This window comes from Gordonia marina, assembly GCF_052036135.1.
Classification (GTDB): Bacteria; Actinomycetota; Actinomycetes; order Mycobacteriales; family Mycobacteriaceae; genus Gordonia.
The window spans coordinates 1-21298 of the sequence record NZ_JBPSDN010000037.1 but is presented as its reverse complement, the minus strand read 5'-3'; the positions used below and the strand labels follow the sequence as shown (position 1 = coordinate 21298).

At 69.2% G+C, this 21298-nt stretch carries 28 protein-coding genes; 9 read left to right on the top strand and 19 right to left on the bottom strand.

All coding sequences use genetic code 11. From position 1 onward, the window contains the following. Nucleotides 1-29 precede the first annotated feature (29 nt). Entirely contained in the window at nt 30-596 is a 567-nt protein-coding gene (locus ACSEEN_RS18085) for a TM2 domain-containing protein (RefSeq protein ID WP_247864898.1), read from the top strand. Continuing rightward, entirely contained in the window at nt 593-1048 is a 456-nt protein-coding gene (locus ACSEEN_RS18080; protein ID WP_298441977.1) for a hypothetical protein, read from the top strand. Before ACSEEN_RS18085 ends, ACSEEN_RS18080 begins: the two co-directional genes overlap by 4 nt. 4 nt (nt 1049-1052) lie before the next feature. Here the strand turns inward: ACSEEN_RS18080 and ACSEEN_RS18075 are convergent, their stop codons facing one another. Then, nucleotides 1053-2348 carry an NAD(P)/FAD-dependent oxidoreductase gene (locus ACSEEN_RS18075; protein WP_440713939.1) on the bottom strand — a complete coding sequence of 432 codons (1296 nt, stop codon included), beginning with the start codon at nt 2346-2348 and terminating at the stop codon, nt 1053-1055. A 121-nt stretch (nt 2349-2469) separates the two neighbouring features. On the opposite strand from ACSEEN_RS18075, the gene ACSEEN_RS18070 reads away from it, so the two are divergent. Next, nucleotides 2470-3333, top strand: coding sequence for a LysR family transcriptional regulator (locus ACSEEN_RS18070; protein WP_440713938.1), 864 nt, complete (start codon nt 2470-2472; stop codon nt 3331-3333). A gap of 417 nt (nt 3334-3750) precedes the next feature. On the opposite strand, the gene truA is transcribed toward ACSEEN_RS18070, so the two are convergent. The 8 genes from truA to infA form a co-directional block, all read right to left on the bottom strand. Next, on the bottom strand, nt 3751-4617 hold the full coding sequence (truA, locus tag ACSEEN_RS18065) for a tRNA pseudouridine(38-40) synthase TruA (RefSeq protein WP_440713937.1): 867 nt from the start codon (nt 4615-4617) through the stop codon (nt 3751-3753). A 214-nt stretch (nt 4618-4831) separates the two neighbouring features. Next, the gene (rplQ, locus tag ACSEEN_RS18060) at nt 4832-5425 is read right to left on the bottom strand and encodes a 50S ribosomal protein L17 (RefSeq protein ID WP_371307060.1); all 594 of its coding nucleotides are present in this window, start codon (nt 5423-5425) and stop codon (nt 4832-4834) included. Nucleotides 5426-5478: 53 nt separating this feature from the next. Then, nucleotides 5479-6531, bottom strand: coding sequence for a DNA-directed RNA polymerase subunit alpha (locus ACSEEN_RS18055; protein WP_247864904.1), 1053 nt, complete (start codon nt 6529-6531; stop codon nt 5479-5481). A gap of 163 nt (nt 6532-6694) precedes the next feature. Then, entirely contained in the window at nt 6695-7300 is a 606-nt protein-coding gene (rpsD, locus tag ACSEEN_RS18050; protein ID WP_247864905.1) for a 30S ribosomal protein S4, read from the bottom strand. Nucleotides 7301-7324: 24 nt separating this feature from the next. Beyond that, nucleotides 7325-7732, bottom strand: a complete 408-nt coding sequence (gene rpsK, locus ACSEEN_RS18045; protein WP_105943190.1) for a 30S ribosomal protein S11 — start codon at nt 7730-7732, stop codon at nt 7325-7327. Continuing rightward, nucleotides 7732-8100, bottom strand: a complete 369-nt coding sequence (rpsM, locus tag ACSEEN_RS18040; RefSeq protein WP_247864906.1) for a 30S ribosomal protein S13 — start codon at nt 8098-8100, stop codon at nt 7732-7734. The genes rpsK and rpsM overlap by 1 nt, the downstream gene beginning before the upstream one ends. Before the next feature lie 171 nt (nt 8101-8271). Next, the gene (rpmJ, locus tag ACSEEN_RS18035; protein ID WP_026917227.1) at nt 8272-8385 is read right to left on the bottom strand and encodes a 50S ribosomal protein L36; all 114 of its coding nucleotides are present in this window, start codon (nt 8383-8385) and stop codon (nt 8272-8274) included. A gap of 47 nt (nt 8386-8432) precedes the next feature. Next, nucleotides 8433-8654 (bottom strand): translation initiation factor IF-1, encoded by a 222-nt coding sequence (gene infA / locus ACSEEN_RS18030; protein ID WP_003418601.1) that lies wholly within the window; start codon nt 8652-8654, stop codon nt 8433-8435. 237 nt (nt 8655-8891) lie between these two features. Here infA and ACSEEN_RS18025 point away from each other — a divergent pair, with 237 nt between their 5' ends. Both ACSEEN_RS18025 and dtd read left to right on the top strand, forming a co-directional pair. Next, complete coding sequence (locus ACSEEN_RS18025) at nt 8892-9299, top strand: phage holin family protein (RefSeq protein WP_247864907.1); 408 nt, start codon at nt 8892-8894, stop codon at nt 9297-9299. Next, nucleotides 9299-9742, top strand: a complete 444-nt coding sequence (gene dtd, locus ACSEEN_RS18020) for a D-aminoacyl-tRNA deacylase (protein ID WP_298441952.1) — start codon at nt 9299-9301, stop codon at nt 9740-9742. The genes ACSEEN_RS18025 and dtd overlap by 1 nt, the downstream gene beginning before the upstream one ends. A 9-nt stretch (nt 9743-9751) precedes the next feature. Here the strand turns inward: dtd and ACSEEN_RS18015 are convergent, their stop codons facing one another. After that, the gene (locus ACSEEN_RS18015) at nt 9752-10342 is read right to left on the bottom strand and encodes a hypothetical protein (protein WP_440713936.1); all 591 of its coding nucleotides are present in this window, start codon (nt 10340-10342) and stop codon (nt 9752-9754) included. 435 nt (nt 10343-10777) lie between these two features. Between ACSEEN_RS18015 and fdhD the strand changes: the two genes are divergently transcribed. Continuing rightward, entirely contained in the window at nt 10778-11671 is an 894-nt protein-coding gene (fdhD, locus tag ACSEEN_RS18010; protein ID WP_440713935.1) for a formate dehydrogenase accessory sulfurtransferase FdhD, read from the top strand. Further along, nucleotides 11668-12888, top strand: coding sequence for a glycosyltransferase 87 family protein (locus ACSEEN_RS18005; RefSeq protein ID WP_440713934.1), 1221 nt, complete (start codon nt 11668-11670; stop codon nt 12886-12888). Before fdhD ends, ACSEEN_RS18005 begins: the two co-directional genes overlap by 4 nt. On the opposite strand, the gene map is transcribed toward ACSEEN_RS18005, so the two are convergent. The 9 genes from map to rpsH all read right to left on the bottom strand — a co-directional run bounded on the left by map (nt 12872) and on the right by rpsH (nt 18490). Continuing rightward, complete coding sequence (gene map, locus ACSEEN_RS18000; RefSeq protein ID WP_298445624.1) at nt 12872-13666, bottom strand: type I methionyl aminopeptidase; 795 nt, start codon at nt 13664-13666, stop codon at nt 12872-12874. The genes ACSEEN_RS18005 and map overlap by 17 nt on opposite strands. Before the next feature lie 11 nt (nt 13667-13677). Continuing rightward, nucleotides 13678-14226, bottom strand: a complete 549-nt coding sequence (locus tag ACSEEN_RS17995) for an adenylate kinase (RefSeq protein WP_440713933.1) — start codon at nt 14224-14226, stop codon at nt 13678-13680. Beyond that, nucleotides 14223-15560 carry a preprotein translocase subunit SecY gene (secY, locus tag ACSEEN_RS17990; RefSeq protein ID WP_298445616.1) on the bottom strand — a complete coding sequence of 446 codons (1338 nt, stop codon included), beginning with the start codon at nt 15558-15560 and terminating at the stop codon, nt 14223-14225. The genes ACSEEN_RS17995 and secY overlap by 4 nt, the downstream gene beginning before the upstream one ends. 245 nt (nt 15561-15805) lie before the next feature. After that, nucleotides 15806-16249, bottom strand: a complete 444-nt coding sequence (gene rplO / locus ACSEEN_RS17985; RefSeq protein WP_247864913.1) for a 50S ribosomal protein L15 — start codon at nt 16247-16249, stop codon at nt 15806-15808. After that, complete coding sequence (gene rpmD / locus ACSEEN_RS17980; protein WP_247864914.1) at nt 16246-16431, bottom strand: 50S ribosomal protein L30; 186 nt, start codon at nt 16429-16431, stop codon at nt 16246-16248. Before rpmD ends, rplO begins: the two co-directional genes overlap by 4 nt. 4 nt (nt 16432-16435) lie before the next feature. Then, nucleotides 16436-17101, bottom strand: a complete 666-nt coding sequence (rpsE, locus tag ACSEEN_RS17975) for a 30S ribosomal protein S5 (protein WP_247864915.1) — start codon at nt 17099-17101, stop codon at nt 16436-16438. Nucleotides 17102-17144: 43 nt separating this feature from the next. Next, entirely contained in the window at nt 17145-17540 is a 396-nt protein-coding gene (gene rplR, locus ACSEEN_RS17970) for a 50S ribosomal protein L18 (protein WP_247864916.1), read from the bottom strand. A gap of 3 nt (nt 17541-17543) precedes the next feature. Beyond that, entirely contained in the window at nt 17544-18080 is a 537-nt protein-coding gene (gene rplF / locus ACSEEN_RS17965; protein WP_247864917.1) for a 50S ribosomal protein L6, read from the bottom strand. Nucleotides 18081-18091: 11 nt separating this feature from the next. Beyond that, complete coding sequence (gene rpsH, locus ACSEEN_RS17960; RefSeq protein ID WP_247864918.1) at nt 18092-18490, bottom strand: 30S ribosomal protein S8; 399 nt, start codon at nt 18488-18490, stop codon at nt 18092-18094. A 668-nt stretch (nt 18491-19158) separates the two neighbouring features. Here rpsH and ACSEEN_RS17955 point away from each other — a divergent pair. Beyond that, nucleotides 19159-20184 (top strand): type IV toxin-antitoxin system AbiEi family antitoxin domain-containing protein, encoded by a 1026-nt coding sequence (locus ACSEEN_RS17955; RefSeq protein WP_440713932.1) that lies wholly within the window; start codon nt 19159-19161, stop codon nt 20182-20184. 92 nt (nt 20185-20276) lie between these two features. Further along, complete coding sequence (locus ACSEEN_RS17950; RefSeq protein ID WP_440713931.1) at nt 20277-21167, top strand: 2-dehydropantoate 2-reductase; 891 nt, start codon at nt 20277-20279, stop codon at nt 21165-21167. The last annotated feature ends 131 nt before the right edge of the window (nt 21168-21298 follow it).

Below are 21298 nucleotides of genomic sequence, written 5' to 3'. Positions count from 1 at the left end.
CACCGGGGCCGCTGTGGGAGAATCGGCCGGTGACTTACCCGAACGGCCCGCAGCAGCCCGGCACCCCGGCGAACCCCTACGGCGCGGTGTACGGCGCTCCGGCCGCCCCCGCTCAGGCGGTGCAGCCGTATGGCGCACCCCAGTACCCGGCCCAGCAGCCCTACCCGGTCGCCCAGCCGGTTCCGCCCGTCGCGCCCTACGGTGGTGCGCCCGGCTACCCGTACGGCACCGCACCGGGCTACCCGGCAGCGCCCTACGGCACCACCCCGTACGGCATGGCCGGCTACGGCGGCGTCGATCCGTATACCGGCATGGCGATGTCGGACAAGTCGAAGATGACCGCCGGTCTCCTTCAGTTCTTCCTCGGCGGCTTCGGCGCCGGCCGCTTCTACCTCGGCTACAACGGGTTCGGCGCCGCCCAGCTGTGCCTGACCCTCGGCGGCTGGTTCTTCCTCTTCATCGGCATGTTTCTGTTCGTGCCACTGATCATCGCCTTCCCGATGCTGATCGGCGTCTGGGTCTGGGCGTTCGTCGACGCGATCATGATGTTCACCGGCAACGTCACCGACGTGCAGGGCCGGAAACTACAGTCGTGAGCCAGCCCTACGGCCCACCACCGCGGGATCCGTTCCAGCCGATCATCCCGGGTCCGCCGGCCGGGCCACCCTACGGCGCGCCGCCGCCCGGCGGGCCCCTGGAACCCCCGCTGGTCACGATCGGCGACATCGTCGTCACCCGGAGCCACGTGATCACTCCGTCCGGCACCTTCGCCCTGAAGGGCGCGCGCTGGAACGTCGTGAACTACACCCAGACCACCCAGACCACGTCGCAGACCGGCCTCATCCTGGCGATCGTCGGCGCCGTGCTGATCTGCGCGCTCAGCCTGCTCTTCCTGCTGATGAAGGAGGACAAGACCACCGGCTACGTGCAGGTGATCGTGGCCGGCGCGAACGGGGTGCAGCACGTCTGCAACATCCCGGCGTACTCGCCGGCGGTCCTGCCCGACATCTCCTCGCGAGTGTCGTACGCGCAGTCGCTGTCGCTCTGACGCGTCAGACCGACGCGTCCTGCAGTTCCCGCGTCTCGCCGGTGGCATCGCCGGCCGGCCGGCGATCGTCGGCGGTGTCCCGCGCCTCCACCTCGGCGAAACCCGGCCGTGCCCGACCGCCGAACGCCCGCGCCCACGACGCGACCGCGCCGAACCGGTTCCGGAAGCCGACCAGATAGAACAGGTGCACGCCGAGCCAGGTGAACCAGCCGAGCAGACCGGTGAGCCGGACGCCGAACGGCGCGTCGACCACGGCGTTGTGCCGGTTCACGACGGCCATGCTGCCCTTGTCCAGGTAGCGGAACTCCGACCCGAAGGGCTTGCGCCGGCGGATCAAGTCCGCGGCGTGCCTGCCCTCCTGCATGGCGACCGGGCTCTGGCCCGGGTAGCCCTTGAGGCTGGTCATGTCGCCGATCGCGAACACGTCGGCCCGCGCGCCGACCGTCAGGTCGGGGTTGATCAGCAGCCTGCCTGCGCGGTCGGTGTCGCATTTGGTGGCCGCGGCGACGATCCCGGCGAGCGGCGTCGCCTGCACACCGGCCGACCAGACGACGGTCTCGGTGGCGATCCGCCGCTCGGCGCCGTCGCCGCCGCGGACGGTCACCTCGCCGTCGTCGATACCGGTGACGAAGGTATCGGTGAGCACCTGCACTCCGGCGTCCTCCAGCGTGCGGCGGGTGAACGCCGACAGCTTTCCGCCGTAGACGGGCAGCAACTCGCCCGCCCCCTCGACGAGGTACACCTCCGCCGGCACGTCGGTGAAGTGCCGGTTGTGCAGTTCCCGGATCTGGCCGGCCAGTTCGACGCCGGTCGCGCCGCCGCCGACCACGACGAAGGTGTGCGCGGCCTCGTCGGCGGCGGGCGCCGCGAAGCGCTCCAGCAGATGCGCGCGCAAGGTGACGGCGTCGTCCAGGGTCTTCAGCGAGAACGTGCGCTGCGCCCATTCGTCGTGCCCGAAGTAGCCCTGCGAGGCGCCGGCCGCGACGATCAGGTACTCGTAGGCGATCTGCTCGTCACCGTCGTCGGTGCGATAGGTGACCGTCTTCGCATCGGCGTCGACGGCCGTGACGTAGCCCTTGATCACCTCGACCGACTCCTTGGACTCCAGCACACCGGCGATCGGCGGCGCGATCTCCGCGGCCGGCAGCACCCCCGTCGCGACCTGGTACAGCAGCGGCTGGAACAGGTGCTCCTCGGTGGCCGAGATCAGCACCGTCGGCACCTTCGACTTGGCGAGCTGCTTGGCGGCGGCGAGGCCACCGAATCCCGAACCGATCACGACGACGTCGGTGCTCCGCATGAATCCTCCTTGAGTCAATCGGGCGATGTCACCACTCTTGTCGATCGTCGATCCCGTACTCAACCGCAATGAACTGCCCGTTCGACATGGCACCCATCTGTTTTGTTCATATAATGAGGTCATGGAGTTCCGGCAACTGGAGTACTTGGCGGCCGTGGCGGGCCACGGCGGATTCTCCCGCGCCGCACGGGCATGCTTCGTCTCGCAGTCGGCGGTGAGCCATCAGATCGCCGCGCTGGAACGCGAGCTCGGCGTCGACCTCTTCGAGCGGTCCGGGCGGACCGTCACGCTCACCGAGGCCGGCGAGACCCTGCTCCCCCGCGCCCGCGAGCTGCTGCGGCTGCGCGACGACGCCGCGGCGGCCGTCGCTCCCCGGCGCGATCGGGTGCGGATCGCCGCGAACATGTCGTTCGCGCGGGCGGTGCTCAGCGCGGTCTCGGCGGTGCGCGAGCGGCACCCGGAGGCCGAGATCGACTTCCTCCTCAAATCGTTCACGCAGCGGATCGACGCGGTGGCCGCCGGCGAGGCGGACCTCGCTCTGGTCCGCGGCGCCGTGGAACGCGACGGGCTGTACCTGGATCCGCTGTGGGTGGATCAGCCGGTGGTGACCTTCGGGTCCCGGCATCCCCTGGCCGGTCTCGGCCGCAGCCCGACGCCCGCCGAACTCGCCGGCTACCCGCTGCTCCTGCCGCCGCCGGAGCAGCAGGTGCTGCTCCGGACGCTGGTGGAGCGGGTCTTCACCAGAGCGGGCGTGACGCCGACCTTCGGCCCGGACATCCGGCCGGGCCATCCCGTCGCCTTCGAGCTGGTGAACCACCCGGACAGCTGGACGCTGCTCTACGAGGACCCGCTGGTGCCCGGGCTGGTCTGCCGCCGCGGCCTGGAGTTCACCCTGCCGGTCTCGGCCGTCCTGCGCACCGATGCCACCCCGAATCCGCTGGTCGCCGAGCTGCTGACCGAGCTGACCCACGGGTATCGGCGATAGTGCGGTCCTGGGGGTCGTTTCGACACGGTCTGCGCCTGGCGGCGTGACCGGCGGGGCGGGCTGTTTAGCCCGTTGAGCCGGTGAGGAGCGCAGCGACAAACCGTGTCGAAACGCCCCTCCCCCGCCAGAGGTACGTTTCGACACGATCTCGGCTAACGCCTCGATCGGCGGGGCGGGCTGTGACTCGACCGCCCGTTGAGCCGGTGAGGAGCGTAGCGGCGAGCCGTGTCGAAACGCCCGTTGAAAACACGGATCAGCCGCCGCAGCAGCCGGCCACGTCCGACGACCTCCACACATCGCGGCGTTTCGACACGATCTCGGCTAGCGCCTCGATCGGCGGGGCGGGCTGTTTAGCCCGTTGAGCCGGTGAGGAGCGCAGCGACGAACCGTGTCGAAACGCCCGTTCAAAAGTACGGATCAGCCGCCGCAGCAGCCACCCACGTCCGACGACTTGCGGACATCGCGGGTCAGGGCGTTCCGGGCGGCCCACTCGTCGCGCGGCGGGTAGTAGACCCGGGACAACGACAGCCCGCGGGCCTGGGCCACCGGCACCTGCGCGCTCCGGGAGCGCTCGGTGAGGAGTGCGGCGCACCAGTCGGCGGAGCGGCGGCCGTCGCCTACCGAGGCGACCGCACCGACCAGCGAGCGGACCATCGACCAGCAGAAGGCGTCGGCCTTCACGCGCCCGACCAGCACCCCGTCGTCGTCTCGCAACCAGGAGAACTCCTGGAGGTCCCGGATCGTCGTCGAGCCCTCGCGGAACCGGCAGAAGGCGGCGAAGTCGTGCAGGCCGAGCAGGCGCGCCGCGGCGTCGTTCATCAGGTCGAGGTCGAGCGGACGCGTCCAGTCGGCGGTCCGCCGGGCCGACAGCGGTTCGGCGCCCCAGGGCGCGTCGGACATCCGGTATTCGTAGCGGCGGGCCAGCGCGGAGAAGCGGGCGTCGAACTCGGCGGGCACAGCGTCGATCGTCTTGACCCGCACGTCGTCGGGCAGCAGTTTGGCGAGTCGCCGTACCAGGCGGGAGGGGTCGCCGTCGATGGACCGGGTGTCGAGCGATGACACCGGGACGTCGCAGTGCGCGACCTGCCCGGTCGCGTGCACCCCGGCGTCGGTGCGGCCGGCGACGGTCAACCGGACCGGCACCCGGAGCACCGTGGCCAGCGTGGTCTCCAGGGTCTCGCACACGGTGCGGCGCCCCGGCTGGGTGGCCCACCCGGAGAACTCGGTGCCGTCGTACCCGATCAGCAGCCGCAGCCGGACCCCGGGATCGCTCGTCTCCGCCATCACTCGCCTCCCTGCACTCCGCTCGTCTCCGCGACAGTCGCCCGGTATCCGCGACACCCGGCGAGAACGCGACACTTGCGCGTGTCGCTTCCACGAACCGCTGTCGCGTCGCCGGCCCGGCTGTCGCGTCCGGGGCCCGCATACGACTCAGCCCGCCGAACCCCGAAGGACTCGGCGGGCTGAATCAGTTCAGCGATCTCAGCCTAGCGGCAGATCACTTCTCTTCGTTCGAACCGTCGACGTCGGCACCCTCGGCGAGAGCCTCGTCCGCGGTGGCCGCGGCCTGATTCTCGTCGGCACCTTCCGACACGGCTTCCGCGTTCTCGACCTCGGCCTCGCTGGCCTCGTCGATCACCTCGGCGACCGGGTTCTCGGCCGGAGCCTCGGCCTCGGCGGCCTTCTTCTTGGAGGCGGCGGCGCGGGTGGCGCGCGCGGCCTCGTTCGACGCGGTGGTCTCGGTGACCAGAGCGATCACGGCCATCGGGGCGTTGTCGCCCTTGCGGTTCTCGACCTTGACGATACGGGTGTAGCCGCCGTTGCGGTCGGAGAAGAACGGACCGATCTCCTCGAACAGCTTGTGGACGATGTCCTTGTTGCGGATGTCCTTCATCACCTCGCGACGGTTGGCCAGCGAGCCGCCCTTCGCGTGGGTGATGATCTTCTCGGCGTACGGGCGCAGGCGCTTGGCCTTGGCCTCGGTGGTGGTGATGCGGCCGTGCTCGAAGAGCGCCGTGGCCAGATTGGCGAGAATCGCCTTCTGGTGGCTGGCCGACCCGCCGAGGCGGGCACCCTTAGTGGGCTTGGGCATTGGTTTCTCCTAGGAGGTCGCCGATCGCAGACCGGCAGTCATGATTGGTCTTGCTACAGCTGCTCGGTCTCGGCGAAGTCCTCACCAGCGTCATCGCTGTACGACACCTCATCGCTCCACGTGCCGGTGGCCGGGTCGTAACCGGCGACCTGCGACGGGTCGAAGCTGGCCGGGCTGTCCTTGAGGGACAGACCGAGGCCGTGCAGCTTGACCTTGACCTCGTCGATCGACTTCTGTCCGAAGTTGCGGATGTCGAGCAGATCCGACTCGGTCCGGGCAACCAGCTCGCCGACGGTGTGGACACCTTCGCGCTTGAGGCAGTTGTACGAACGGACGGTCAGCTCCAGATCCTCGATCGGCAGGCTGAACGCGGCGATGTGATCGGCCTCGGCGGGCGAGGGTCCGATCTCGATGCCCTCGGCCTCGACGTTGAGCTCCCGAGCCAGGCCGAAGAGCTCGACCAGGGTCTTACCGGCCGACGCCAGGGCGTCCCGCGCGGTGATGGAGTTCTTGGTCTCCACGTCGAGCACCAGACGATCGAAGTCGGTGCGCTGCTCGACGCGGGTGGCCTCGACCTTGTAGGTCACCTTGAGGACCGGCGAGTAGATCGAGTCGACCGGGATACGGCCGATCTCGGCGCCGGTGGCCTTGTTCTGCACGGCGGGCACGTAGCCGCGGCCCCGCTCGACGACGAGCTCGATCTCGAGCTTGCCCTTGTCGTTCAGGGTGGCGATGTGCAGATCCGGGTTGTGCACCTCGACACCGGCCGGCGGCACGATGTCGGCGCCGGTGACGGCACCCGGACCCTGCTTGCGCACGTACATGGTGACCGGCTCGTCCTCTTCCGAGCTGACCACGAGGCCCTTGAGGTTCAGGATGATGTCGGTGACATCCTCCTTCACGCCCGGAACCGTCGTGAACTCGTGAAGCACACCGTCGATGCGGATGCTGGTGACCGCCGCGCCCGGGATGGACGACAGCAGCGTGCGCCGCAGCGAGTTGCCGAGGGTGTAGCCGAAGCCCGGCTCCAGGGGCTCGATGACGAACTTGGAGCGGTTCTCGGCGATGACCTCTTCGGACAGAGTGGGTCGCTGTGAAATGAGCATGGGTGAGTGATTTCTCCTTTGCCGTCCGCTATATGACGACGTTCGAGGGACTTGAGTTGAGCTTGCTGCGCTGAAGTGTCTCGCTGCGAACCCGCCCGACCGACCAACGTGAGGACGCGGGTCGTTCCGGGGGTCCACGGGGGCGGAGCCCCCGTGCGAGCGATTACTTCGAGTAGAACTCGACGATGAGCTGCTCGGTGAGCGGAACGTCGATCTGCGCGCGCTCGGGCACGTTGTGCACCAGAATGCGCAGGGTCGACGGAACCACCTGCAGCCAGGCCGGAACCGGGCGATCGCCCAGGGTCTCCTTGGCGACCTGGAACGGCAGCGTGTTCAGCGACTTCGGCTTGACGTCGATGATGTCGTACTGGCTGACGCGGTAGCTGGGGACGTCGACCGGGACACCGTTGACGGTGAAGTGGCCGTGGCTCACCAGCTGGCGGGCCTGACGACGGGTCCGGGCCAGGCCGGCCCGGTAGACGACGTTGTCGAGACGGGTCTCCAGGATCTTCAGCAGCTCGTCGCCGGTCTTACCCGAGCGGCGGTTGGCCTCCTCGTAGTAACGACGGAACTGCTTCTCCATGACGCCGTAGGTGAAGCGGGCCTTCTGCTTCTCCTGCAGCTGGAGCAGGTACTCGGTCTCCTTGATCCGCGCGCGGCCGTGCTGGCCGGGCGGGTACGGGCGACGCTCGTACGCCTGGTCTCCACCGATCAGATCGACACGGAGACGACGGGACTTCTTGGTTGCGGGGCCGGTATAACGAGCCATGTTTTCTTCTCTCTCCCTCTCCCGCTAGACCCGGCGCCGCTTGGGCGGACGGCAGCCGTTGTGCGGCTGGGGGGTCACGTCGGAGATGGTGCCGACCTCGAGGCCGGCTGCCTGCAGCGAACGGATGGCGGTCTCGCGGCCCGAGCCCGGGCCCTTGACGAACACGTCGACCTTCTTGACGCCGTTCTCCTGCGCCTTGCGAGCGGCGTTCTCGGCAGCGAGCTGCGCGGCGAACGGGGTGCTCTTACGCGAGCCCTTGAAGCCCACGTGGCCGGAGGAGGCCCAGCTGATCACGTTGCCCTCGGGGTCGGTGATCGAGACGATGGTGTTGTTGAACGTCGACTTGATGTGCGCGTGGCCGTGCGGGACGTTCTTCTTATCGCGCCGGCGAGTGCCCTTCTTGGGGCCGGCACTGCGTGACTTGGGCGGCATTACTTCTTCTTCCCGGCGATGGTCTTCTTCGGGCCCTTACGAGTGCGGGCATTGGTCTTGGTGCGCTGACCGTGAACGGGCAGGCCACGACGGTGACGCAGACCCTGGTAGCAGCCGATCTCGATCTTGCGACGGATGTCGGCCTGCACCTCGCGGCGCAGGTCACCCTCGACCTTCACCGAGGCTTCGATGTACTCGCGGAGCTTGCTGACGTCAGCGTCCGTGAGGTCCTTGGCGCGCATGTCGGGGTTCAGCCCGGTGGCGTCGAGGATTTCCTTGGAGGTGGTACGACCCACTCCGTAGATGTAGGTGAGTGCGATCTCCAGCCGCTTCTCGCGGGGGAGATCAACACCGGCAACACGTGCCATGTGGCGTTTCCTTCGGTTTCAGAGGTCTGCTCCCAGTCCGTCCCGCCTCTGCGACGGGCCCCGGCCTCTGTCCGGGGGCAGGCGGGCACGCGTCTGTGCCCGCTGGTGCTGGGAGTTCATCACTTCCCGTTATTCAGTTGTTTCTTCAAGCGACCCGAAGAAGGGCGGCGATCAGCCCTGACGCTGCTTGTGACGCAGGTTTTCGCAGATCACCATGACCCGGCCGTTACGGCGGATCACCTTGCACTTCTCGCAGATCGGCTTGACGCTCGGCTTGACCTTCACGTCAGCTTCTCCTTATTCACTCCCGGGACGCCTGCGGCCCCGGTGGCCTACTTGTAGCGGTAGACGATGCGGCCTCGGCTGAGGTCGTAGGGCGAGAGCTCCACGACGACGCGATCCTCCGGCAGGATGCGGATGTAGTGCTGCCGCATCTTGCCGCTGATGTGGGCGAGTACCTTGTGGCCGTTCTCCAGCTCAATGCGAAACATCGCATTGGGCAGGGGCTCGACGACGCGACCCTCGACCTCAATGGCTCCGTCTTTCTTAGCCATGTCCTCCGCGATTCTGGGCGACGACGCGCGTCTCCCGGTTGAATCCTTGGTTTTCCGCTACGGTCGGCACATCGGCGTTGATCCGATCCTGTCCTCCGTCCACCCTCGCGGGTGGCGGGTCGCAGGCATGCGGGAGCGCACGACGCACCGAGGTTCTATGTTACGCGGATCGGGCGTCGTCGTCCAAACCGCGCCGACCACTCCCCCGGCGGCGGACGGTTTGACAGACTGGTTGCCATGCGCGCCTTCCTCATCCGGACACTGCTGACCGCGTTCGCACTCTGGGCCGCGGTGTCCCTGGTTCCCGGTCTGGCCTTCGACTTCGGTTCGCTCACCTCCTGGTGGGCCAAGTTCGGCGTGGTGCTGTTGATCGCGGTGATCTTCGGCCTGGTGAACGCCTTCATCAAGCCGATCGTGCAGATCCTGTCGATCCCGCTGTACATCCTCACCCTCGGCCTGGTGCACATCGCCATCAACGCCCTGATGCTGGAACTGACGGCGTGGATCACCAACAACATCACCCACTGGGGCCTGGAGGTGCACAGCTTCTTCTGGGCGGCGATCTTCGGCGCGCTGGTGATCTCCATCGTCAGCTGGCTGACCGCGATGCTGATCCCAGACCGCGCCGAGAACCTCTACACCTGATGCGGGCGGTCCTGCAGCGGGTCGGTGCCGCGTCGGTCACAGTCGACGGCGAGGTGGTCGGCGCGCTCGACCTGCCGGGCGACCGGCTCGGGCTGGTCGCGCTGATCGGCGTCACGCACGACGACACGCGCGCCGACGCCGCGAAGCTGGCCGGCAAGATCTGGGGCCTGCGGATCTTCCCCGGCACCCCGGAACGTTCCGCGGCGGACGCCGGGGCCCCGATCCTGGTGATCAGTCAGTTCACGCTGTACGCCGACACCGCGAAGGGGCGCCGTCCGTCGTGGAACGCCGCCGCGCCGGGCCCGGTCGCCGAACCCCTCGTCGACGCGGTGACCGAGGAACTGCGCCGGCTGGGCGCGACCGTGGCGACCGGCCGCTTCGGCGCCGACATGAAGGTCGCGCTGACGAACGACGGCCCGGTCACCCTGATCCTCGACGTCTGAGAGCACGGCTCAGGCCACCAGACACCAGCTCCCGCCGTCCTTGCTGGCCTGCCCGGGCAGCGGCGCCGTGGTCTCACCCGCGCTGGTGTAGCGGGCGGTCAGGTCCGCGGTGCTGCCGTGCACGTTGATCTCGTCGATCACGATGCCGAACGACGCGTCGTCGACCGCGTTGCCCTGCATGAACCCGGCCATCCCCTCGATCAGCGCGCGGGTGGGCGTGCCCACGCAGATGCGCCCGGCGGCGCCGTGCCAGTCACCGCGCTTCAGGTCGTTCACATACCCGTGCAACTGCGCACTGATGGCACTGCGATCCGACGCGTCACCCGATCCGGAGGGCGTGTCCGCGCCGCCGAAGACCCCGTTCGACGACCCGCTCAGCAGGTTCCAGCCGACGACGCCGCCGATACCCAGCACCAGTACCACGACGACGGCCACCACGATCGCGACGAGGCCGCCGCGCCCTTGCGGCGGCGGCCCGGCGGGCCGCAGTCCCGGCCCGGCGGGGCCGAGCGAGTCCCAGCCGGGCGGCGCGGCACCGGCCGGGCCGGACGCCGGCCGGGGGTAGCGCGGCGGCGGCCCCGGATAGGGGTGCGGCGGCACCGGGGCGCCCCGGCCGGGGGCCGTCGGTGGGTAGGGCGGCGGCGAGCGAGGCGTCGGCGGGTGAGGCGTCGGCGGGTGCGGCGTCGGCGGGTGCGGTGGCGCGGTCACGGTCCGCGGTGCGGCCGGTCCCGCCGGGCGCCCGGTCGCCGTCGGCGGTGGCCCGGTGAGGCGCGGCGCCGCCGGTGGGTACGGCCCCGATGGCGGGTACGGCGTCGTGGGCGGGCGGGGGCCGGGCGCCGATGTCGGCCGGCCCGACCGCGGGTCGTGTCCGGGATACGCCATCGTCGTCCGTCCTTCGCCGTCGTCCCGTACCGGGACTCGTGCCTCACCCTAGTGCCGCGAGCCCGGCCCCCCCTGCCCCGACCGCGGCTTTCCACCGATCGGGGGACCCGATCGGTGGTCGCCGCGGACTCGCGGCCGGTAGCGTCGTGGGTGATGGGCAGAATTACCGCTCGGCGGCGGGTGACTCGAGTCCAGCGCGGCGGTGCCCCCGACGTTCGCGCGGATCTCCTGGCCGTCGAGGAACCGCTGGAGATCCGGGTGGGCGGCACCGCGCTGTCGGTCACCATGCGCACCCCCGGGCACGACGCCGAACTGACCCTCGGCTTCCTGCTCGCCGAGGGCGTGATCGGCGGCCACGACGACGTGATCGCCGCGCGGCCGTGCGCGAACAGCACTATCGACGGACCGGACGGGACCCCGCGCGGTACCTACAACGCGCTCGACGTGATGCTCGCCGCGCACGTTCCCCCGCCGTCGGTGGCGCTGGCCAGGCGGGTCGCCACCACCAGCGCGTGCGGGGTCTGCGGCAAGACCAGCCTGGACGCGGTCACCGCCACCTCGCGGTACGACTCGTCCGGCGACACCGCGACCGTCACCGCCGACTTCCTGCTCGATCTTCCGTCCCGTCTGCGGCGCAGACAGTCGGCCTTCGACAAGACCGGCGGTCTGCACGCCGCGGGGCTGTTCGACGTCGCCACCGGCGAGCTCCTGGTGGTGCGCGAGGACGTCGGCAGGCACAACGCCGTCGACAAGGTCCTCGGCTGGGCGCTGGCGGGCGGCCGGCTGCCGCTGACCGGGACCGTGCTGCAGGTGTCCGGCCGGGCCAGTTTCGAGCTGGTGCTCAAGGCCGCGATGGCCGGGGTGCCGTTCCTCTCGGCGGTGTCGGCACCGTCGTCACTGGCGGCCGAACTCGCCGACGAGCGGGGTATCACTCTAGCCGGGTTCGTCCGCGGCGACTCGCTGGTGCTGTACGCGCGCGACGACCGCGTCGTCACGTCGGCGGCGGACGTCGCCGGTGGACGGGGCACCGATACGCTGACCGGGTGACCGCACCCGCCGCACCGTCCCCCATCGTCCGGTACGCACCGCCGGCACTGGCCGCGGCGGTCCTCGCGGCGTCGATCGTGATCGGGCTGACCCTGCGGTTCGGGCACGGCCAGATCGACCTCGCCGTCTACCGGATCGGCGCCCGCGCCTGGCTCGACGGCCAGGCCCTCTACGGCCGCGCCTTCCCGGTGCAGGGCATCTACCTGCCGTTCACCTATCCCCCGCTGGCCGCGGTGGTGCTCGCGCCGCTGGCGATGCTGGCCGACGGCGGCGCGCGAGCGCTGATGTTCGTGATCTCCCTGGCGAGTCTGTTCGGCACCCTCTGGCTGGTGCTGACCCGGATCCGCCCCGGCCTGGCCCCGACGACCGCGCTGACCCTGACCCTGCTGGCCACCGCGGGCGCCCTGCAACTGGAACCGGTCTCGGAGACCTTCGGCTTCGGGCAGCTCAATCTGCTGCTGATGTTCCTCGTCACCGCGGACATCCTGGTCGCCAAGCCGTGGTGGCCGCGGGGCATGCTCATCGGGATCGCGGCGGCGGTCAAGCTGACCCCGGCAGCATTCCTGCTGTATTTCCTGGTGTCGAAGCGGTGGCGGGACGCGGCCGTCACCGTGGTGAGCGCCGCCGCCGCGACCGCTCTGGGCTTCGCGCTGGCGTGGAACGACTCGGTGCAGTACTGGCTGCGCGGCACCCTCGGTGAGACCAACCGGATCGGGGCGCCGTACTTCACCTCGAACCAGTCGTGGAAGGGGGTGCTGACCAGGATCGACCCGCACGCGCCCACCGCGGCATGGCTGCTCGGCGCGATCCTCGCCGTCGTCCTCGCGGCCGTGCTCATGTCGCGACTGCTGCGCGCCGGCCGCCCGGTGGAGGCGATGCTGGTCAACGCGATCGCGGTGCTGCTGTGTTCGCCGGTGTCGTGGTCGCACCACTGGGTGTGGATCGCCCCGGCGCTGCTCGTCGCGTTCGACGCGATCGTGCGCGGGGTGCGGCCTGCGTTCACCGTTCCGGCGACGGCCGTCGTGACCGTCGTCTTCGCGATCGGTCCGCACTGGCTGCTGCCGCATCGGCACGACCGGGAACTGACCTGGGCGTGGTGGCAGCACCCGATCGGTGACGCCTACTGGCTGGTCGCCGTCGCGGTGCTCATCGGCGGGGTGGCCTGCTATCGCCCGGCGGTCCGGGAACCGGCCGCCGAGGTCACGGCCGCAGTGTGAGGATGCGGGGGCCGTCGGCGGTCACCGCGACGGTGTGCTCCCAGTGCGCGGCGCGCGTGCCGTCGTCGGTGACGACGGTCCAGTCGTCGTCGAGCACGGAGGTGTCCGGCCCGCCCAGGGTCAGCATCGGCTCGATGGCCAGGGTGGAGCCGACGACGAGTTCTTCTTTGCCGCGGCCCGGGCTGTCCTCGTTCGCGAGGAACGGGTCCATGTGCATCTCGCGGCCGATGCCGTGGCCGCCGTAGCCGTCGACGATCCCGAAGCTCCGCCCGAACCGCTTCTCCGCGGCGCGCGTCCCGGCCTCGATGGCGCGCGAGACGTCGTTCACCTTGTTACCCGGCAGCATCGCGGCGATACCGGCCTCCAGGGAGAGCCGGGTGGCCTCGCTGAGCTCGGCGTCGTCCGTGGACAGGTCCCCGACGCCGAAGGTCCAGGCCGAGTCGCCGTGCCAGCCGTCCAGGATGGCACCGCAGTCGATGGACACCAGGTCGCCGGCGGCGAGCACGGTGGTCTTGTTCGGGATGCCGTGGACCACGACGTCGTTCACCGAGCTGCAGATGGAGCCCGGGAAACCGTGATAGCCCTTGAACGACGGAACCGCCCCCGCCTCGCGGATCACCGTCTCGGCGATCTCGTCGAGGTCGAGGGTGCTCACGCCGGGTGCGGCCGCTTCGCGGCAGGCGACGAGGGCGGCGCCGACGATCGCGCCGGCCGCCGCCATCGCATCAAGCTCTCCGGCCGACCGGAACGGCACGACCTTCCGCTTGCGAAAGCGCACCATCGACCGGCTCAGGCCTTCCCGAGCTTGGTGAGGATCTGCTGCTGCACGTCGGCGACCTCGCCCATGCCGTCGATCTCGATGATGTCGTCGGCGTAGAACTCCAGCAGCGGAGCGGTCTCGTCGGCGTACACGCGCATACGGTTGCGGATCACGTCTTCGGTGTCGTCGGCGCGGCCGCGGGCCAGCATCCGGTCGACCACGGCGTCCTCGTCGACCACGATCGACAGCACACCGTCCAGGCTCACCCCGAGATCGGTGAGGATGCCGCTCAGCGCCTCGGCCTGCTCCACCGAGCGCGGGAAGCCGTCGAGCAGGAAGCCCTTGGCGGCATCCGGCTCGCCGAGCCGGTCGCGGACCATGCTGATGGTGATCTCCGGCGGAACCAGGTTGCCCGAGTCCAGGTACTTCTTGGCCTCGACACCGATCGGCGTGCCCTGGCTGATGTTCGCGCGGAACAGATCGCCGGTGGAGATGTGCGGGATACCGAGCGACTCCGACAGCAGTTCCGCCTGCGTGCCCTTGCCTGCTCCGGGAGGTCCGACGATGACGAGTCTCACTTGAGGAACCCTTCGTATTTGCGTTGCATCAACTGGCTGTTGATCTGCTTAAGCGTATCGAGGCCGACGCCCACCATGATCAGAAGCGCGGTACCGCCGAACGGCATGTTCTGCACGCTGCCGCCGTTGCCGATCTCCAGGAACAGGTTCGGCAGGATCGCGATGATGCCGAGGTACAGCGAACCGGGCAGCGTGATGCGGCTCAGCACGTAGCTCAGGTAGTCGGCGGTCGGCTTGCCCGGCCGGATGCCCGGGATGAAGCCGCCGTAGCGCTTCATGTCGTCGGCGCGCTCCTCCGGGTTGAAGGTCACCGCCACGTAGAAGTAGGTGAAGAAGATGATCAGCAGGAAGTACACGAGGATGTGCACCCAGCTGCCCGGGTTGACCAGGTTGTCCTGGACCCACGACTTCCAGCCGGCACCGTCGGTGGAGCCGCTGCTCTGGGTCAGGCTGATCACCAGCTGCGGGATGTACAGCAGCGACGACGCGAAGATCACCGGGATGACGCCCGCGGTGTTCACCTTGATCGGGATGTATGTGGACGAGCCGCCGTACATCTTGCGGCCCACCATGCGCTTGGCGTACTGCACGGGGACGCGGCGCTGGCCCTGCTCGATGAACACGACGGCCAGCAGGATGATGAACGCCGCGACGCAGACCAGACCGAAGATCAGGCCACCGCGGCTCTGCAGGATGGTGCGGCCCTCCGCGGGCAGGCGGGCGGCGATACCGGCGAAGATCAGCAGCGACATGCCGTTGCCGACGCCGCGCTCGGTGATCAGCTCGCCGAACCACATGACCAGGCAGGCGCCCGCGGTCATCACGAGCACCATGATGGTCAGCGCGAAGATGCTGTGGTCGTGGATGATCGCGTCGGAATCACACTCACCCTGCACGCTCTGCAGCAGGCCGCCGTTCGCGGCGAGGGCGACGATGCCGGTCGACTGCAGCAGCGCCAGACCCACGGTCAGGTAGCGCGTGTACTGCGTCATCTTGGTCTGGCCGGACTGGCCTTCCTTGCGCAACTGCTCGAAGCGCGGGATCACCACGGTCAGCAGCTGCACGATGATCGACGCGGTGATGTACGGCATGATGCCGATCGCGAAGACCGACAGCTGCAACAGCGCGCCGCCGGAGAACATGTTGATCAGCGAGTAGATCTGCGCGTGGTCGCCGGAGTTCGCCGCGTCCACACACCGGCTGACTTCTTTGAAGTTCACACCGGGGGACGGCAGCGTCGCTCCGAAGCGGTACAGCACGAGGATGCCGAGGACAAAGAAGATCTTCTTCCTCAGATCCGGCGTCCGGAAGGTCGCCATGAGGCTGGAAAGCACTAACTCCTCCTACGACCGCGCGATCTGGCGACCGGCTGCGGTGCTCGGCTGTCTACTCAACGAAAACTCGGGTGGTGCGCACCGTCGGCGGCACCGCGGTGGGAGACGATCTCTCCCACAGAACCAAAACTCTATCGGATGCCCCAACCGCCACCGGTCAGGTGCACCGGCCGCTCACCCGTTTGACGGATTTCGCGGACCGGTCCACCTGACCGGGGACTCATGCGAGGCAGTGCACGAGCGGGTTACTGCTCGGTGCAGGTACCGCCGGCGGCGGTGATCTTCTCGGTGGCCGAGCCGGTGAACTTGTCGGCGGTGATGTCCACCTTCACGTTCAGCTCGCCGTTGCCGAGGACCTTGACCAGGCGGTTCTTGCGCACGGCGCCAGCGGCGACGAGCTCGGCGACACCGATGGTGCCACCCTCCGGGAACAGCCGGGCGATGTCGCCCACGTTCACGACCTGGTACTCGACCCGGTTGCGGTTCTTGAAGCCCTTGAGCTTCGGGAGCCGCATGTGGATCGGCATCTGGCCGCCCTCGAAGCGGGCCGGCACGTTCTTGCGTGCCTTGGTGCCCTTGGTGCCGCGACCCGCGGTCTTACCCTTGGAGCCCTCACCGCGACCCACGCGGGTCTTCTCGGTCTTCGCACCCGGAGCGGGGCGAAGGTGATGCAGCTTGATTGTGCTCATTCGCTGACCTCTTCGACAGTCACGAGGTGCCGCACGACGTTGATCAGGCCGCGGTTGATCGGCGTGTCCTCGCGGGTGACGGTCTTGCGGATCCCCTTGAGGCCAAGGGTGCGCAGGCTGTCACGCTGGTTCTTCTTGGTACCGACGGTGCCCTTGATCTGGGTGATCTTCAGCTGTCCCATTGGTTTACGCTCCTTCGGTCGCCGCGGCGGCGGCAGCGGCGCGAGCGCGCAGCATGCCGGCCGGGGCGACGTCTTCGACGGGGAGACCACGCCGGGCAGCGACCTCTTCGGGCTGCTGCAGCGACTTGAGGGCCTCGACGGTGGCGTGCACGACGTTGATCGCGTTGTCCGAGCCCAGGCTCTTGGCGAGGACGTCGGTCACACCGGCGCACTCCAGCACGGCGCGGACGGCGCCACCGGCGATCACACCGGTACCCGGGCTGGCCGGGCGCAGCATGACCACACCGGCCGCGGCCTCACCCTGAACCGGGTGGGTCACGGTGCCGCCGATCATCGGGACGCGGAAGAAGCTCTTGCGAGCCTCCTCGACACCCTTCTGGATCGCCGCCGGAACTTCCTTGGCCTTGCCGTAGCCGACACCGACCATGCCCTGGCCGTCGCCGACCACCACGAGAGCGGTGAAGCTGAAGCGGCGGCCACCCTTGACCACCTTCGACACGCGGTTGATGGTCACCACGCGCTCGAGGTGATTGCGCTCCTCGCGCTCACCCCGGCCACCGCGGTTGTCCCGGCGGTCGCCGCGGCCGCGACGCTCGCCGCCGCCGCGGTTGTCGTTGCTGTTGTTGGCGCCGGCGGGTCCGTTTCCGCCGTCACGCTGACGTCCGGGCATCAGAGGTCCCCTCCGTTGGTCTTCGTCATGTTGGTCTTCATCATCAGAACGCCAGGCCTCCCTCGCGGGCGGCATCGGCCAGGGCGGCGATGCGCCCGTGGTAGGCCTTGCCACCGCGGTCGAAGACCACGGTGTCAATGCCTGCGGCCTTGGCGCGCTGGGCGACGAGCTCGCCGACCTTGGCGGCCTGCGCGGACTTGTCGCCGCCGGCGGCGCGGACGTCGGCCTCGATCGAGCTGGCGGCGGCCAGGGTGTGGCCGGTCAGGTCGTCGATCACCTGGACGTGGATGTGCCGGCTGCTGCGCTTGACGGCCAGGCGCGGACGCTCGGCGGTGCCGTTGACCTTCTTGCGCAGGCGGAAGTGACGACGGTTGGTCGCGGTGCGGCGACGGGTCGACACGTCCTTGCCGATGGGCTTGCGAACGGTTGCTTCACTCATGTCTTACTTACCCGTCTTTCCGACCTTGCGGCGGATCTGCTCACCCTCGTAGCGAATGCCCTTGCCCTTGTACGGGTCCGGGCGACGCAGGCGGCGGATGTTCGCCGAGATCTGGCCGACTTGCTGCTTGTCGATACCCGAGACCGAGAACTTGGTCGGGGACTCCACCGCGAAGGTGATGCCCTCCGGCGCCTCGATCGGCACGGGGTGGCTGTAGCCGAGGGCGAACTCGAGGTCCTTGCCCTTGGCCTGGACGCGGTAACCGACACCGAAGATCTCCATCTTGGTGGTGTAACCCTTGGTCACACCCTCCACGAGGTTGGCGATCAGCGAGCGGTTGAGGCCGTGGAGCGCGCGGTTGCGACGCTCGTCGTTCGGCCGGGTCACCACGATGGCGTTCTCTTCGACAGCGACAGCGATCGGCTCGGTGACGCTGAGGTTCAGTTCGCCCTTGGGGCCCTTGACCTTCACGTCCTGGCCGTCGATGTTCACCTCGACGCCGGCGGGGATTTCGATGGGGTTCTTACCAATACGCGACATCTGTTTCGCTCCTACCAGACGTAAGCGAGGACTTCGCCGCCCACGCCCTGGTTGGCTGCCTGGCGATCGGTGAGCAGACCGGACGACGTGGAGATGATGGCCACGCCGAGGCCGCCCAGGACCTTGGGCAGGTTGGTGGACTTTGCGTACACGCGCAGACCCGGCTTGGAGACACGGCGGAGACCGGCGATGCTGCGCTCGCGGCTCGGGCCGTACTTCAGGGTCACGGTGAGCTTCTTGCCGACTTCGGCATCCTCGACCTTGTAGTCGGTGATGTAGCCCTCGCGCTTGAGGATCTCGGCGATGTTCACCTTGATCTTCGACGAGGGCAGCGACACCTCGTCGTGGTACGCCGAATTGGCGTTACGCAGACGCGTCAGGAAGTCTGCGATCGGGTCAGTCATGGTCATGGTTGACCGTCAACCTTTCTCGTAGCGGTTCCCATACAGCGAGAAGTGCCCGATTCCTCGGGGCGCTTGCCGGTGGGCCTTCCACGAAGTGGATAGTTGTGCAAGGTTCATCCCGGGCGATCGCTCACCCGGTGACCTTGTCCGGTTCCATTGGCTTTTCGCCGGGACCGGAAAAGGTATGAAGTTGTGGCTCCCGGGGGCACACTTCACCCGGGCAACCGCTCTAGTGTAGGAAACCCGAGGCCGTCATACCAAATCGGCCCCCGCGACGGTCGGGTGCCCCATGCCGATCGTCCTTCGACCGCGCAGGACCCGCGCAGTCGAGACCACTCCGCGCCGCTCGTCCAGCTCGCCGATCGAGCCTGTCGAAACCCCGGGGCCGGTGACCACACACGCGACACGACCGACGGACCTTCCCACCCGTCACGGCGCACACTCGACGACGCCCTGGTCTGACTCCCTAGTCTGGCGGGGAGGTCCGTGGGTGAGGACCAGATAGGCGACACCGTGGGCGGACCTTCCCACGTGCCACAGTGCGCCACCGGGAACGGCACGTCGTGGCCGGCCGCGCAACCGGGTGTCCACAGGGCGGGGCGTGTCTCGGGGTTGTCCACAGATTCCGCAGGTGAAGGGTTACGCCGGACGATGCGCCCGGTCACGCTCGGTGCATGACGGTCACCACGGAACCCGCACCGGATCCGACGCCCACGGACGAGCCGGCCTATGTGACAGCGCTGGCCGAACTGCTCGGCCGGCAGGAGGGCGTCGCGACCCGCGCGCAGTTGCTGGCGGCCGGAGTCCCGTCGTCGTACCTGCGCAGGAAGTTGCGCCGCGGCGAGTGGACCGCCCGGCACCACGGCGTGTACGTGACCCACAACGGACCGCTGACGTGGGTGCAGCGCGCGTGGGCCGCGACGCTGGCCACCGCGCCGTCGGCGCTCAGTCACGAGTGCGCGATCCGCGCGGCGGGCGGACCGATCGGCGCCGCGCGCGACGATGCGCCGATCCATCTCGCCGTCGCCGATCACCGCCACCTCCCTGCACGCGACGGCATGGTCGTGCACTACCGGGGCAAGCTCGGTGCACGGGCCCTCCTCGACGCGGCGCCGCCCCGGTTGCGCGTCGAGCACGCCTACCTGGAACTCGCCGCGGAGGCGACGGACGAGACGACGGCGATCGCGCACCTCACCGCCGCGGTGCAGTCGCGCCTCACCCGGGCCGACAAACTGCTCGCCGCACTCGAGTCGAGGCCGACTCTGCCGCGCCGCGCCTTCCTCCGGTCGGTGCTGGGAGACGTCGCGAAGGGCACCTGCTCGGTGCTGGAACACGCGTACCTCACCGGGGTCGAGCGCGCCCACGGCCTGCCCGAACCCGTCCGGCAGGCTCCGACCGGGACCGGCCGCCCAGGTTTCCGCGATCTCGACTACCCCGAATGGGGACTGATCATCGAGCTCGACGGCCGCCTCGGGCACGACGACTCCGTCGCCCGCACCCGCGACTTCGAGCGCGACCTGGACGCGGCGGTCGGCGCGCGCCGCCGCACGGTCCGGCTCTGCTACGCGCAGGCCACCACGAGCGCGTGCGCGACGGCGGTCAAGATCGGCGCGCTCCTGCGGCAGGGCGGCTGGCCCGGAACCCCGGCCCCCTGCACCTCGAAGACCTGCCCCGCCCGCCCCCTCCCCCTCGTCCCGTGAACCAGATGGTCCGGGGCTGATGCCCACCGGCGCGACATAGATCCCGGACGTCCCCCTCTGCCACACCGGCGAGCGGGGCAGACTGGACTGTCATGCGGATTCTCATCGTGGGGGCCGGGGCGACCGGCGGCGCGTTCGGTGCACGACTTCTCGCGGCCGGCCGGGACGTGACCTTTCTGGTGCGGCCGGGCCGCGCCGCACAACTCCGGATCGGCCTGCACTACGTCACTCCCGGGATCGACGAGGTCCGCCGCCTCCGGACGGTCACCGCCGACGAGCTCGACGAGACCTTCGATCTGGTGATCATCGCCGTCAAGGCGAACGCGCTCGGCGCGGTCATCGACGACATGCGCCCGGCCGTCGGGCCATCGACCGTCGTGCTGCCGATCCTGAACGGGATGGCCCACATGGACCGGCTGGAGCGCGCGTTCCCTGGGCGCGTGATCGGCGGGATCGCCCGGATCGTCGCGACTCTGGACTCCTCGGGCGGCGTGCGCCAACTGGGCGAACTGGCCGAGATCACGGTGCCCGCCGACCAGCCGGGCGTCGCCGCCGCGCTCGACGTCCCCGGAATCGATCTCGTCACCAGCGACGACATCCTTCGGGCTCAGTGGGCCAAGTGGACGTTCATCGCCGCGGCCGGCACGGTGTGCTGCCTGTTCCGCGGCCCGGTCGGTGCGATCGTGGAGGCCGGCGGACGCCCGCACATCGAGACCATCGTCGCCGAGACCGAGGCGGTGGCCGCGGCCGCCGGGTATCGCGTCGACGACGACGCGCACCGGCGCAGCCTCGCGACGCTGACCCGGGAGGGCTCCGATTTCACGTCGTCGCTCTATCGCGATCTGGTGGACGGGCACCCGACCGAGGGCGAACACCTCCTCGGCGATCTGGTCGCCCGCGCCGCCGCGCTCGACGTGCCCACTCCCCTGACAGCTCTCGCGCTAGTCCAACTCCGCACCGCCACCCACCACCCCAACCCCTGACCTCCCCGTTACCTTCTAGGTAGCTCTTCACCGAGGAGCTGCGGTCGCCAGGTCCGGTATGACTGAGCGCCCCTGTCTCACGCATGATCCGGGGGGTGATGTCGCCGGACGTGGTGGACGTCGATGAATCG